Source organism: Mucilaginibacter sp. A5337 (assembly GCF_059690695.1).
The window spans coordinates 358,984-372,390 of record NZ_JCAWEC010000001.1; the positions used below are offsets into that span (position 1 = coordinate 358,984).

A 13,407-nucleotide genomic window follows, 5' to 3' on the forward strand; every position below is an offset into this window, starting at 1 on the left:
TACGTTTAGCATATTAAAACAGGAGTGCCAGGCTTTATTAACATTATTGCAACAAAATGAAACTATAATGATAACAATCTATTGCAATTGCCGTTTATATTGCCGAAGTTTATAACATGCAGATATTGAGAATAGGAAAGGTAATGTGGAGTCATGATTATGACCTGGCTACATTAGGGTTGGCAAATGACGGAGGCGCATTATTTGCATTTACCCCACCACCACACCATCACACCGGCGAAATTATACTTACCCCTAAAAGTATAGTACTTGACGGCGACGGTTACGAGCACATCCCGCTTGATAGCCTGGAACAGCTATATTTAGGCTTCGACGAATTTTACAAACGCTCAATGGTGCGCAGTAACGGCTTATTCTGGCAACCGCTGAGATTACGTTACAGGCTTAAAGAAGAATTGAAAACTCTATACCTCATTGTTGATCACACCCTGTTTGGTGCTAAAAATCAACTATGGTTTAATACCCTTAAACAACTGCTTTCCCGAAAAGGTTAAGTTAGTTCTATCCTATGTTTTCCGGCATAATGTTCGAATAACAGCGGACGATCCCCTCGTTGCTATAACCGATATTTGTACATTGATAATCCGCTATCAAAAATGAGGAATTAAAAGCATCGGCATATCTAAGCATCGATCATTCACCCCAGGTATATAAAACAAAAAACGGCGCGGGTTATCCGCGCCGTTCCTGTTAATATATTTTTTTCAATTATTTAGCTTTGCCGAACTCGCCGTTAGCTTTGATAGTTACTTCATCGCTAACCATAGCGTTACCAAATTTTGAACCGAAGTTAAAGTCAGAACGTTTGATAGTACCGGTTAGCTGGAAACCTGCATCATCAGCTTTGCTCATTGGGTTTTGGATAGTACCACGGTACCATAAATCAAATGAAGCTGGTTTGGTTACACCATGTAAAGTTAAGTTACCGCTAAGTTTGTAGTGCTTATCAGATGTTTTGGTGATAGCAGTGCTGGTAAAAGTAATGGTTGGGTAAGTAGCAACGTCAAAAAAGTCGGCGCTTGTTATGTGTTTATCGCGCTGATCATTATCGGTACTTACTGAAGCTGTTTGGATGCTGATCTGAAACTTAGCATCGCTGAAATCTGGTTTAGCGGCAGTGATAGTTGCATCATAGTTTTTAAAAATACCGTCAACGTCAGATACCATTAAGTGTGTTACGGTAAATTTAACGTTTGAATGTGCTTTGTCTACATTCCAGGTAGTTTGTGCTGATGCTGCCGTGTACGAAAATGCTGCTGCTAACAGGATAAGAATCTTTTTCATTGTTTTGATCTTTAAATTTCTTTTTTGTTTTGATTTATGCCCCAAAAGTATACAAAGGATCGGAACTTCAAACAAAAAAGATGTTTAAACATCTTTTTATTAAAATCGGATGACAATATACTACCATTTTAGTAGAACTTACAAGAAAAGTAAATTATTTTTGAGTGGCTTAAACCTCACGTTTTTAAGGTTTTTTGTTTATTACGAAGCATGATCATTGCCTTATCAGCCCTTACCTTACGGGTAGCTTCCTGCTTGGCCGAACCAACCCAATCGCAATAGCCCTGTTTGTATGATCTTGACAAACTTTCAAAAAATTCGTTCGCTTCTGCATCGCTGTCAAGCAGTACCTGTAATTCGGCAGGGGTGCCTTCAATATGTTCGCCGGGTTTAAGCATAGTATTTTTCTCGGGGTTTTATTCCGGATAAATATAGTGTTAATTGGGATAAACGTCCGGTTGAAACACCATGATTACAGCCAATAAAATTATTAAAAGGAAGGAGATAGCTAAAAGTGTATCAACCAGCAACTTTTGTTTTTTTGATTCCATATTACTATTAAATTAAACAGTAAAAGCCGCAGGTTAGCTTATATATTGAATATTGTAAAAACGGAGGTGCGACATTATTATTATAGTGTATTTACCTAAAATATGGATGTAACTTAAATTTTATAAAACCTAAAGCAAACAAGAGTGTTATTTGACTTTAATTGAGATTTACTAAATCAAAGTAATTATGTGAGATAGCCCGGCATAACCACCGGGTTATCTTTTTTAGCGCTTCACTTAATGCTTATGAAATGGCTGCTCAAAAAATTCATCCACCTTCTTATTGAATTCATCGGCATGTTCAACCAATGTACCATGGCCTGAGTTGGGCAGGATCCATAAATAAGAATTTGAAATATTCTCTGCTATCTGAACCGTATGCGTTGTTACAATGAGGTCATGATCGCCGGCAATAATAAGCGAAGGGCATTTTATAGCTTTTAGTGCCGATAGCTTAATATTAGGCTCTTTGTAGTCAAGCATAAATATCTTACGATCGTTTTTTTCTTTGGAAGTAGCAAAATGATAATCCTTTTTATCAGCGTATTCTTTTTCCATGTCCTTCCATAACGAGGGGATCAGTGCTGTAGAATCGGGCCAGAGATTGGCGCCGGTCGAGGCTAATTTTATTACCTTTTCGGGATGCCTCATAGCCATTTCGAGAGCATTGATACCACCATCACTCCAGCCTATCACATAAGCCGAATCAATATGCATTACATCAAGTAAAGCAGCAAAATCATCGGCCATCATTTCAAAAGTAAGTGAATCGCGCGGATCGGTCGATTTGCCATGGGCCCTGCTGTCAACAGCAATAACTTTATACTTTTTAGCAAAATAAGGTATGTTTTTCTCAAAAGCATTGATGCTGCCACCGTTGCCGTGTATCATTAACAGCGGCTTGCCTTTACCATAAACTTCGGTGTACAGCTTTATCCCCCTAACATCATAATATTTACCGGCAGCTGCATTATCGCCATAAACAATACTTTTTTGTTGGCTACACGCTATAAATGCCTGGCATACCAATACAATTAACAACAGTTTTTTTAACATCATGATTGTACCTGTTTAAGTTCATTAAATATACATACATAATGCGCAGTTTAAACAGCCATTGCACAAGCGCTACAATTAATTTTTAGATAGCGCTGTAAATCAAACAAGTATTATATTTGCACGCTTTAACAGAAGCGTTTTTTAAACCATACGGTTAAAACAATATCATACCTATAACTATTATAGAATGAAACGTTTATAAACCTGTATACATATATTGTTCATGCCCGCCACCTTTCCAAAAAAAGTTAACATTCTTACCCCACTCATTCCTTTGCTATGCATCCTTTTCACCACTATGTGTTATGGGCAGCAGAGTACAACTGCAGTACCCAATCGGTTTAAATTTAAAACGGTTATCATCGATGCCGGACACGGAGGTAAAGATCCGGGATCGCACGGGGCTTATTCTAAGGAAAAAAACGTTTCATTGAGTATCGCCAAAAAACTGAGGGATGCCATAAATGACGAAATGAGCGGCATTAAAGTAGTAATGACCCGCAGTACCGACGTTTTTATTGAATTGCATAAACGCACGGATATCGCAAACGATAATCATGGCAATTTATTCATTTCAATCCACTGTAACTCATCCCCGCAACGCAAAGGATCATCGCGGGGAACATTGCTGCTTGTTTACGGTTTTCACCGCAGCCAGGAACAACGCGAGGCACTGCGTGAAAATGCTTCCATATTTATTGAAAAGGACTATAAGGAAAAATATAATGGCTATGGTGATGATGCAGCAGTGAATACCATTGTACTTAATGCATTTCAGCAAAAATACCGTAAGCAAAGTATTCAGTTTGGCGATTTGATTGACTACCAATTTCGCAAAACCAATGGCAGGCATAGTTTAGGAGTAAAGGAACAGGGCGTTTTGGTATTGGCGCAAAGCGGTATGCCTGCAGTGCTGGTTGAAACCGGCTTCATTAATAACCCGGCCGACGAAGAATATTTGAACTCGGCCGGCGGGCAAAACGAAATTGTGCGGTCGATACTCACAGCCCTAAAGCAGTACCGTAATAATTTAGAAGGGAATTAATAGCTACCGCTCTTACGTGATCAACTTAATTAAGAATTACGCTTCTCCCTGATATTTATTATTGTCATTTAAATATTTATTTCAGCGCAATTATGAAAAACCTATTTTAACGAGCTTTTATAGCTTATATTATCGATTTTAGTCCAAATTAAATTTATTTTATAAATATTATTAAAAACCTCTTTTGGGGCAAAATATCTTTTGTGTTTCTCCGTTTCAGTGACTCAATAAAACCCAAACACTAACACAAATGAAAAAAATCCTTGTCCTAATTCCTGCATTTTTACTGGCTTTTCAAATCTCAAAAGCCCAAACCGAAAAAGGTTCACAAACACTGGGTATCGATCTGCAATTTATGCATCAGAAATCGACGCAAAACATCTTTCAGTCGTCCCCGAACCCTTATGAATCTGAGGTTAAAAATACAAATTTCAGTATCGGTCCTAACTATAGTTATTTTATAGCAGATAAACTTGATATTGGAGTAAATGTTAATTACGCTCATACCTCCCAGAACAGTAAAAACAGTACTTACCCCAACAACGTAACCTCGCACCAATATGGGGCTACACTCTTTTTAAGGAAGTATTTTATGTTTGGAGATAAATTAGGGCTCCGCGCAGGACCGTATCTTGGATACAGCCGCTACGATTTTAGATCGGTAGATACAAGCACTCCAACTAAAACTGATAACTATACGGCAGGAGCAACTATGGGCCTTGTTTATTATCCTGCAAAAAAACTTGGTTTAGCCGCCACACTGGCTAACTTTTCATATAGTCACAGCAAGGTTAAAGCTGATAACAGCCAGATTGAGAGCACCAATAATGTTAATTTCAATTTGATCAACAACGGATTATTACTCTCTGTATTTTATGTATTCGGCGGTAAATAAGCGCTAAATTTCAAGGCAGGACGATAAGATGCAATATCGTCCTGCTTTATTTTTATTTCGCCCGGTGGATGATAAACCCATTGTGAACAGTTTCCATACCTATTTTAGGGTAATATTCCATAGCTGTTGTGGCCGAAAGCAGTAGAAGCATGGTTTCATCTCCAATGGCTTCTTTAGTTAGTTCGACCAACTTTTTACCTATCCCCTCTTTTTGATAATCTTTAGTAACCGCCAGATCCGAAAGATAGCAGCTGTAGCAAAAATCGGTAAGCGCACGTGATATACCTACCAGTTTATCGCCATCCCAGGCACTCACTACCAGGTTTGAGTTTTGGTACATTCTGGCAATTCGTTCGGCGTCATGCGTTGGGCGTTTCAATCCGGCTGTATCATAAAGTTCTATCACCTGCCGGGCCGATGGTATGGTACCTGTTTTATAAGTTATTTCCATAGTGCTATTGAGTATTTTACATATCTATACCCAAATGTAAGCGGTGACTGCACTATCTCAATAAGCCAGAAACAAGAAAGCAGGTAGTCCAGCGAATTAAAAAGAAAAGCTGTTTAAAGTTTCTGCAATATCCCGTTCAGCATGTTACCATTTTTTAAAAATAACGAATACTGCCAGCACAATAAGCCCGAAACCCACCAGGTGGTTCCAGCCCAGTTTTTCGTTTTTGAAAAGCAGGGTTGTAAATATCATAAACACGGTAAGCGTAATGGCCTCCTGAATAGTTTTTAATTCAACCAGGGTAAAAGGGCCTCCGTTTTCCTTGAAGCCGCCTTCGTTGGCCGGCACCTGGAACAGGTATTCAAAAAATGCAAGGCCCCAGCTTATAAGAATAATGGCTATTAAACTCAGATTTTTACCCCATTCATATTCTTTAAACTTCAGGTGCCCATACCAGGCAAATGTCATGAAGGTGTTGGATATAAACAGGAATGTAACAGTACGTAAGCCTTTCATCAATACAATTTTTTTTCGCAAATATCAATAAATTGAGATTGATAACACCGGCAATTGTAAATTGTTACAGCATTAACTACAACAATTTAAAATTTAAAAACCAGTTCGGCACCAAGCGAAAGGGAGTTCCAATTTTGCTTTCCCGAAACATCACCCAAGGTAAGTTTCTGAGAAAAGAAATTATATTTTGATTCGATACTGACACCCAATTTTGGCGTCACCGGAAATATTACACCTACTTTAGGAGCATAATACAATGACTGCGACCATTTGTCGTAAACAAAGGTATTTGCACCATCAATTTCATAGGCTACTGCAAAGTCAGTAAAATACAGCCCTAAATTTACACCGCCATACACCCTGAAATTATCAGCTACGTCAATATTATAAGCAGCACCGGCATAAGCTGAAATTACAGGCATATCTGCATAGTATGTGTTTACATTTGAGTCGCTGCCCTCAACCGTTTCTGAAATAAAATATTCATGTGGTTTAAAATTAGTGTACCCTAAGCTTAAACTTGCGGTAAAAGGGCCTAAAAATCTGTAAACGCTGGCATTAAAATTAATAGACGACTTAAAAGTATAATTAAAATCCCCTTGCGGTATCTCAACACCGGTACCTGCGGCTACACCCCAGCCATCGCTAAAATTAACGGCTCCACTACCGCCGCCACCATAGGTTAAAGCCCGGCTTGAATGATGTTGCGCTATAGCAGCGTTAGAACAATAAAACAGTACAATTATTAAAAATAGCTTAAAACAGGTATTTGATTTTTTCATGGGGAGGAGGTGCGCCCTGCAGGGAGCACTTAGATAATTGTGTTTAGGAGTCATTACCGTAAAAATAAGCAAAAAAAAGATAACCGGGAACACTAAATTAATTTGATAACAAGGTAAAAGGCACAAAAAAACCCGGACTTAATCAATCCGGGCAATTAAGCATTCAGGATACTAAACTTTATATAGGTTTATAATGATCAATGCTGTTGAACAGAAGCCGGTAACCGCTATTGCAGCTGCGAATCGGGCGTATTGTCAAATTTCCGTTTATAGGCTATCCCTAATGTACACGCTATTATAAAAAGCAATAAAAAACACTCAATGTAAATATGAAAAGGCGAAATATCCTTAAAACGACCAACTATGAAAGTAGAAACATCAGGCAGCAATAAACCAAACAATGGAAAGCCTGCAAACATTCTTAAAATTGCTAATTTTTCCATAATATTTTATTTCAGGGGTAAAAGTTTGATACGACTAATTTACAACTTTAAAGAATAACAAACAATAATATTTTACTAAAAAGCAATTAATATTTTCTTAATGATTAAGAAAGATTAATTATAATTTGAGGCTTAGAGTTTATAATAATCCTCAATTGAACGACCTATTTCCTGTAGCGGAATCAAATGGTCGCCAAAACGATGTTCAATGATTTCCCAATAGCCTTTTGTTAACCTGGTTATGGTATAAAAAGCAGAATAGTTTAATACACTAAACGTAGCCTGATTAGTAACCGAAGGAATAATTTTATAAGTTCGTCTATTAACTTTTAGTTCAAAAGGTTCCATGGGCGTCAGTTTACACAAAAATATTGTGTAGCATACAGATATGCAAGCTCAATGCACCCCGTATTTTAACCCATATTGCACTACGTATTTTTACCCAAAAAAAGGGTTAAAAAGGCATTGCTTTTATCAACTCGAGTACATTTTGCTTTATTGCAGGGTCATTTTCGATGATTTGAACAAGTTCATTATCATCTGAAACAGAAACAATTACAAAATTCTTATCCTGGTTCCAGAAATCACCGCTTATAACAACTTTACCATTGCTTTTAAGGTTATCGTAATAACCTCTCCTATCGGCTAAGCATTGTTGATTATCTGCCGGATTACTAACTTCTTCAAAAAAGAGCATCACATGATGCGGATCTTTATAGGCTGATGCATGTACCATAAATTACTTATTTTTATTCAGATACTTAATTATTCAATTTGTTAAGCTAAACAGGTAACCTCAGTAAGAATATTACCCGGAGCATTAAAATAAAATCCGTAACCACCACGTAACGGCCCCGGTGACTGTGATACATTGACACCAGCTTCTTTAAGGCGATCATAAACTTCGGCCACTTGTTCATAGCTATCAACCAAAAAACCGATATGAAAAGCATCGGGATAATTGTTATTGCCATTACGATTAAAGGTATCGGCCATAAGCACCAGGATAAAACCGTCTTTACCTTCCATTACAGCCAGCATATTATTCCCTTTTATATCCGTGCATTTAAAGTTAAAATGTCGCTCAAAAAATTCAGAACTGGCAACCACGTCGGTAACAGACAGGTTAACATGATTAAGCTTAATATTGGTTACAGACATAATGATTAGGGTTTTAATGCTTTTAATACAAGACCAAGCGTTTGTTCCATCAGTTTGTCATTCAGTGCAAAACTGTTATTCACATAGCTGTTACCCTGATTATGAAACTTGATAAGCTGATAAAGAGGCGCGTAAGCCACGGACCAATAAACTTCAAAAGGTAATGGGATAAGCTGTTTCTTTTCTTCGGCATTGCGCATAAATGCCCCTAAAATCTCCCCAAAATTAACAGTAAGCATCGCCGTTACTTTTTCATAAAAATGCGTATAGCGCATGATCTCAATAAATTCCATATCTAACGGACATTGAATGAAATATCTAAGCCTGTTGTGCCATTGTACCCTTAACCCGTCCGCAAAATCCATATCAGGCGAAAAGTTTTGAAGACTAAAAGCCATCATTTTTTCGGCAACACTAACACAAAGGCTGCTTATAAGCTCCTCTTTATCTTTGTGATAGATGTAGATGGTTGCAGGCGATACGCCTACAATCTTTGCAAGCTTATTAATCCCAAACCCGTCAAGCCCTTCGGTAACTATCATTTCAATAGCTTTCTGACGTATTTGCTGTTCCTTATGTTCGTCTCGTGGTCTCATTTCAATACAAATATAAGTGAGCGTTCGTTTATTTAAGATTTTATTTCTTCCTTCTAGGTCAGATTATCATCATAATTTCTTCAAAAGACTGAACGCACCAATACTTACAGATCACTAAGTTTAAGAAAAACCTAATAAAACGTTTAATTTCTTTTCATTAAAACAATAAATCGGGCTATATGTTAATCATGGGCTCAAGTAATAGCGCATGATACGTTTAACAAGGAGTTTTAATGACGATTGAATCGAATTTTACAAATTTCAATCAAAAGATTAATAAATTTATTTAACTCATAAATAATTAATGCTTAACTTAGCATTATCATATTAAACATCAACAATCATGGAAAATTTAACAATTTTACGAATGTTCTTCTGCTTCCCACTGGTTGGTTTGTTATTGCCCGATGCAGGTATCTTATTGTCGAATTATCCCGGCCCGGTTCCGGTAATTCATGTGGTAATTGAAGCTGCGTTATTACTTTGCATTTCACTTTGCACCGCGGCCATTGCATACAGCAAAAGAAAAAATCAGGATCAAACTAACGAAGCTTCTTTTTCTTAAGCTATTGTGTAGAAACGGGAAGTACACTGTTTGGGATTAATTAACCGGCTAAAGTTGGGGTCTTTATGCCCCATATCTACCCTGTACTTTCCGGCTTTCTATTCATTCTTATTAGTTTGCAACATATTTCATAATGGTATAAGTTTTGCCTTAATCAATAATAGTTTTTTTATTGATATTTGATAAAACCGCTGACACCTTCATGAAAAGAATTCTATTTCTGCTTTTTTTACCCCTATACTCATTTGCTCAAACAGCAGGGACATATATTCAGCAGGGAAACTCAAAAGCCAATACCAGGGATTATAAAGGCGCCATACAAGACTTTACGCACGCCATAGAATTAAATGCCCAAAACGCCGATGTTTTTTATTACAGGGCAAATGCATATGGCAATATCAAGGAATACAAAGCCGCCATTAATGACTATGCTCAGGCTATTACCCTAAAACCCAACTTAACCAATGCTTATTTGTATAAGGCTAATGCCGAAGCCGCAATACAGGATTACCAAACTGCTATCACAGATTTCGACAGGGCTATAGCACTTGGGCCAAAAACAGCAGATATGTTCCATTACAGGGGCAATGCCAAAAGCAACCAGGGGGACTATCCAGGTGCTATTGCCGATTTTACAACAGCGCTTCAATTTACGCCTAATAACGCCGAACTATATAAATACCGTGGTTTAGCTAAAAACAACAATAACGATTTTACAGGGGCCATTGCTGATTATAACGCAGCAATTAAACTAAGTCCCAACAGTGCCGAGATTTATCAATATATGGCCGGCAGCAAGGCCAGTATAAATGACTATAATGGGGCCATTGCCGATTATACCAAAACACTATCTCTTAATCCCAATAACGCCGAAGCTTATTTTTACCGCGCCAATACCAGGGCGAAACTAAATGACTTTAAAGGCGCTGTTGATGATTATAAAAAAGCGGCGGCTATAAATCCTAATCAAAAAAACCTTTTGCTTTACATGGCCAACGCCCAAAGCAGTCTTGGTGATACCAATGGAGCTCTTGATTATTTTAACAAGGCGATAGCTCAATCCCCCAAAAATGCAAACCTGTACATGTACCGCGGTATTATCAAAAGCGATAAAAAAGATCATCATGGCGCCCTGGAGGATTTTAATAAAGCCCTTGCACTTGACCCTAAAAATGGCGATGCATACCAAAGCCGTTCATTTTCAAAACTTGCATTAGGCAATTATGAAGGCGCCAAACTTGATGCCGATTCGGCAATTAAAATAAATCCAAACAGTATAAGTGCTTATGTGAGCCTAAGTAAAGCTAAAATGGCTTTAAAAGATACCGCTGGAGTTATCGCCGATTTAACAAAAGCAATTAGCATGAATAATAAAAGCGATGAAGCTTATCTGTCACGTGGCGATGCTTATCGCGACCTGGGGATTCCGCTCGCCGCCATTGACGACTACACCAAAGCTATTGCTATAAATCCAATTTATACCTATGCTTTTTTAAATCGCGCCATTGAAAAAACTAAACTGGGTGATTATGCCGCCGCTGTAAAAGATCTCGAAAAACTGATAAGTATCGCTCCCCAACAGCAAAATGGCTATTTGCGACTGGGTAAAATCAATAACTTTTATAAATACACCAATAACGGCGTGCAGCTTTTCACTAAAGCAATAGCATTAAACCCGACAATTGCCGATTTTTACCTTTACCGAGGTGAAGCTAAGGCTGCCTCCGGAGATGCCAAAGGTGCCATGGCCGATTATAACACGGGAGTACTTAAAACTCCAAAAAACATCACATTGTTGTTGAAACGGGGCTTAACCAAAGCAGATGCCGAAGACAATGCCGGTGCGATTGCCGATTTCAATAACGCCCTCAAAACAGATTCACTATCAGACTCAACAGCACTGGTGTGGCAGGCAAGAGGTTTTGTAAAGGGCAAACTTAAAAATTATAAAGGCGCCCTTAACGACCTTGACCGTGCAGTATCAATTTACTCAAACGACGAAACATTTTTAATCAGGGGCGATACAAAAGTGGCTATGAAGGATTATGCAGGCGCTGCCGATGATTATCATAACGCCATTTATATGAATGATGCCAATATAAAGGCTTATTCGCATAGCGGTATCGCTAAAAGTTACCTTGGCGATGCCCAGGGCGTAAAGGATGACTTTGCTGCAGTGTTTAAAATTTCACCTAACAACCCGGATCTATATATTGACAGAGCTATTGCCAAAATAAATTTGAAAGACCCCAACGGTGCCATTTTGGATTGTAATACTGCTATAAACCTCGATGCTAAAAACAATCGGGCTTACTTACAAAGAGGACTTGCTAAAATAGCCGTTGACGATAAAACAGGAGGATGCGCAGATATGAATAAAGCTTTAAGCATGGGGTCAAAGGAAGCACCCGACCAAATATCAAAATATTGTAAATAACTATAACTTCTTATTTACAATACCCGTATAATAATATGTAACTATTAACTGATCTATAAAAACGAAGCCCCGAAAGGGGCTTTTACATTTAGCCGGTTTTTAATCCGGCTAAACAGCCTTTTTATCTCCTAGATGTAATTGTTCGCGCAGTTCCTTCATCTCTATTTCGTAGGCTCGCATACGGGCTTGTAAAATATCAACCTCGGTACGCATCATCTGTATTTCAGTAATAAGCTTAGCCGATTCGGGTTTGTTGATCATTTTTTCGCCGGTACCAAGAATAAGCCATTCGGGCGAGTATTTAAGCTGAAAACAAAGCTTCCGGATAAGATAATAGCTAATATCCTGCTTTTTGTTAATCACCTTACTAATAAAACCCTGGTCAACGCCAATAGCTCCGGCAAGCCCTAACTGGCCGCCATGCTCTTTCACAACAACCTTTAACCGTTTTATAATAGCTTCGTCAGACATAAGTGACTGCAATAATAATCATTTTGTTTATCCGTGCAATATATAATTACTTTATTGAACAAGCCTTGAAACAAAAAAGGTCAAATGCCCCAACAGCAAATGACCTTAAAGTAAAACTAACCAACAAAAACTATATATGACAATAAAAATAAGCTTAGGTTAATAGCAAAAATTATTTATTTCCTAACTTTTCAACAAGCTCGCCAAGTTTATTATTGTAAACAGACAAGCTGATCTTTCCTGCATTATAATCAACGGTTATTTGTTTCAGGCTTGCCTCTAATTCTTTGCCGGTATTCGCATGAAAGGCATTAACGCTAAGCTCTGTATTAATCCTGCTTAATTTCTGATCCATACTACGCTGCATAAGTAATGGCTGTACATCATTTGCATTTTTTAACAGCAAATCAACCCTGCGCCTTTGTTGTTTATCAAACTGTAAAATAACAAATACTAACCCCAGGCCTGCTATCAAAAACAAATAAAAATAATCCATATCCCCCTGATATTAAACGTTCGTTATACATTTTAATACGAAGCCTATAAAATAAGGTTGCATAATATTAAAAACTTTTTTGATTATTTCTTTTAACGTTAAAATTACATCTGTTACAGATTTTAAAATACGCTTAAAAAGCCGAACTTTACATTTATAATCCCTTAACAAAAGGGACACATAAAATTGCGATCATTATGAAACCGGGCGATAAGGTAATTTGTATAAACGACAAAATAGATCCCGAAAAGATGGCTGAAATACAGCAGGATTTTGAGATATGGATCACCAAAGATAAGGAATACACCATACGCGAAATACTGGACAATAATGGCATAGTAACCGGCTTATTGTTGGAAGAAGTACACAATTTTCCGAAATTTTTCAAGCTGATAAACCGTTTTCAGGAACCGGCATTTGCCCAGTGGCGTTTTCGCAAACTAAATTATGCAAGTCCGCAGGCAGAAGCTATTGACGAAGAATTGGTACTTGTTGAGCAAAACGAAAAAGAACAACAACAGGTAAAGGTAAAATAGCCCGATGATCATAGCCCGCTTATCTTAGCTTTAAAAATGCCGACTTGTTAAAATAAGTTAAACATTTTGCCGTAACCCATTCATAAACGGATATTTAT

19 protein-coding genes are annotated in these 13,407 nt (G+C 37.7%); 6 read left to right on the plus strand and 13 right to left on the minus strand.

The features are described 5' to 3' along the window. The first annotated feature begins 116 nt into the window (after window positions 1–116). Window positions 117–515, plus strand: coding sequence for a hypothetical protein (locus AC59JO_RS01595; RefSeq protein ID WP_413668882.1), 399 nt, complete (start codon window positions 117–119; stop codon window positions 513–515). Between the two features lie 214 nt (window positions 516–729). On the opposite strand, the gene AC59JO_RS01600 is transcribed toward AC59JO_RS01595, so the two are convergent. The 3 genes from AC59JO_RS01600 to AC59JO_RS01610 all read right to left on the minus strand — a co-directional run bounded on the left by AC59JO_RS01600 (window position 730) and on the right by AC59JO_RS01610 (window position 2,915). Next, a complete protein-coding gene (locus AC59JO_RS01600) occupies window positions 730–1,305 on the minus strand; it encodes a YceI family protein (protein ID WP_497302939.1) in 576 nt (191 codons plus the stop codon). Window positions 1,306–1,481: 176 nt separating this feature from the next. After that, window positions 1,482–1,703 (minus strand): YdeI/OmpD-associated family protein, encoded by a 222-nt coding sequence (locus AC59JO_RS01605; protein ID WP_413668884.1) that lies wholly within the window; start codon window positions 1,701–1,703, stop codon window positions 1,482–1,484. A 390-nt stretch (window positions 1,704–2,093) separates the two neighbouring features. Beyond that, window positions 2,094–2,915, minus strand: a complete 822-nt coding sequence (locus AC59JO_RS01610) for an alpha/beta fold hydrolase (protein WP_497302941.1) — start codon at window positions 2,913–2,915, stop codon at window positions 2,094–2,096. 223 nt (window positions 2,916–3,138) lie between these two features. Between AC59JO_RS01610 and AC59JO_RS01615 the strand changes: the two genes are divergently transcribed. Continuing rightward, entirely contained in the window at window positions 3,139–3,960 is an 822-nt protein-coding gene (locus AC59JO_RS01615; RefSeq protein WP_413668886.1) for an N-acetylmuramoyl-L-alanine amidase family protein, read from the plus strand. Window positions 3,961–4,210: 250 nt separating this feature from the next. After that, complete coding sequence (locus AC59JO_RS01620; protein WP_497302943.1) at window positions 4,211–4,855, plus strand: autotransporter outer membrane beta-barrel domain-containing protein; 645 nt, start codon at window positions 4,211–4,213, stop codon at window positions 4,853–4,855. 52 nt (window positions 4,856–4,907) lie between these two features. On the opposite strand, the gene AC59JO_RS01625 is transcribed toward AC59JO_RS01620, so the two are convergent. From AC59JO_RS01625 to AC59JO_RS01660, 8 genes are all read right to left on the minus strand, one after another. After that, a complete protein-coding gene (locus AC59JO_RS01625; protein ID WP_413668888.1) occupies window positions 4,908–5,306 on the minus strand; it encodes a GNAT family N-acetyltransferase in 399 nt (132 codons plus the stop codon). Between the two features lie 144 nt (window positions 5,307–5,450). Beyond that, window positions 5,451–5,822: a DMT family protein gene (locus tag AC59JO_RS01630; RefSeq protein ID WP_091163254.1), complete on the minus strand. Its 372-nt coding sequence runs from the start codon at window positions 5,820–5,822 to the stop codon at window positions 5,451–5,453. A gap of 86 nt (window positions 5,823–5,908) precedes the next feature. After that, window positions 5,909–6,604, minus strand: a complete 696-nt coding sequence (locus tag AC59JO_RS01635) for a hypothetical protein (RefSeq protein WP_413668889.1) — start codon at window positions 6,602–6,604, stop codon at window positions 5,909–5,911. A gap of 227 nt (window positions 6,605–6,831) precedes the next feature. Then, window positions 6,832–7,047 (minus strand): hypothetical protein, encoded by a 216-nt coding sequence (locus AC59JO_RS01640; RefSeq protein ID WP_413668890.1) that lies wholly within the window; start codon window positions 7,045–7,047, stop codon window positions 6,832–6,834. A gap of 132 nt (window positions 7,048–7,179) precedes the next feature. Then, on the minus strand, window positions 7,180–7,395 hold the full coding sequence (locus AC59JO_RS01645; RefSeq protein WP_497302947.1) for a hypothetical protein: 216 nt from the start codon (window positions 7,393–7,395) through the stop codon (window positions 7,180–7,182). A 106-nt stretch (window positions 7,396–7,501) separates the two neighbouring features. Next, complete coding sequence (locus AC59JO_RS01650; RefSeq protein ID WP_413668891.1) at window positions 7,502–7,783, minus strand: YciI family protein; 282 nt, start codon at window positions 7,781–7,783, stop codon at window positions 7,502–7,504. Between the two features lie 41 nt (window positions 7,784–7,824). Continuing rightward, a complete protein-coding gene (locus tag AC59JO_RS01655) occupies window positions 7,825–8,208 on the minus strand; it encodes a VOC family protein (RefSeq protein ID WP_413668892.1) in 384 nt (127 codons plus the stop codon). Window positions 8,209–8,213: 5 nt separating this feature from the next. After that, window positions 8,214–8,804, minus strand: coding sequence for a TetR/AcrR family transcriptional regulator (locus AC59JO_RS01660; RefSeq protein ID WP_413668893.1), 591 nt, complete (start codon window positions 8,802–8,804; stop codon window positions 8,214–8,216). A gap of 343 nt (window positions 8,805–9,147) precedes the next feature. On the opposite strand from AC59JO_RS01660, the gene AC59JO_RS01665 reads away from it, so the two are divergent. Next, window positions 9,148–9,369, plus strand: a complete 222-nt coding sequence (locus AC59JO_RS01665) for a hypothetical protein (protein ID WP_413668894.1) — start codon at window positions 9,148–9,150, stop codon at window positions 9,367–9,369. 202 nt (window positions 9,370–9,571) lie between these two features. Next, window positions 9,572–11,806, plus strand: a complete 2,235-nt coding sequence (locus tag AC59JO_RS01670; protein ID WP_497302950.1) for a tetratricopeptide repeat protein — start codon at window positions 9,572–9,574, stop codon at window positions 11,804–11,806. Window positions 11,807–11,914: 108 nt separating this feature from the next. Here the strand turns inward: AC59JO_RS01670 and AC59JO_RS01675 are convergent, their stop codons facing one another. Both AC59JO_RS01675 and AC59JO_RS01680 read right to left on the minus strand, forming a co-directional pair. Then, window positions 11,915–12,277 (minus strand): hypothetical protein, encoded by a 363-nt coding sequence (locus AC59JO_RS01675; RefSeq protein ID WP_413668896.1) that lies wholly within the window; start codon window positions 12,275–12,277, stop codon window positions 11,915–11,917. Window positions 12,278–12,449: 172 nt separating this feature from the next. Continuing rightward, window positions 12,450–12,773, minus strand: coding sequence for a hypothetical protein (locus AC59JO_RS01680; protein ID WP_413668897.1), 324 nt, complete (start codon window positions 12,771–12,773; stop codon window positions 12,450–12,452). A gap of 197 nt (window positions 12,774–12,970) precedes the next feature. Between AC59JO_RS01680 and AC59JO_RS01685 the strand changes: the two genes are divergently transcribed. After that, the gene (locus AC59JO_RS01685) at window positions 12,971–13,309 is read left to right on the plus strand and encodes a hypothetical protein (RefSeq protein ID WP_091210837.1); all 339 of its coding nucleotides are present in this window, start codon (window positions 12,971–12,973) and stop codon (window positions 13,307–13,309) included. Window positions 13,310–13,407 lie beyond the last annotated feature (98 nt).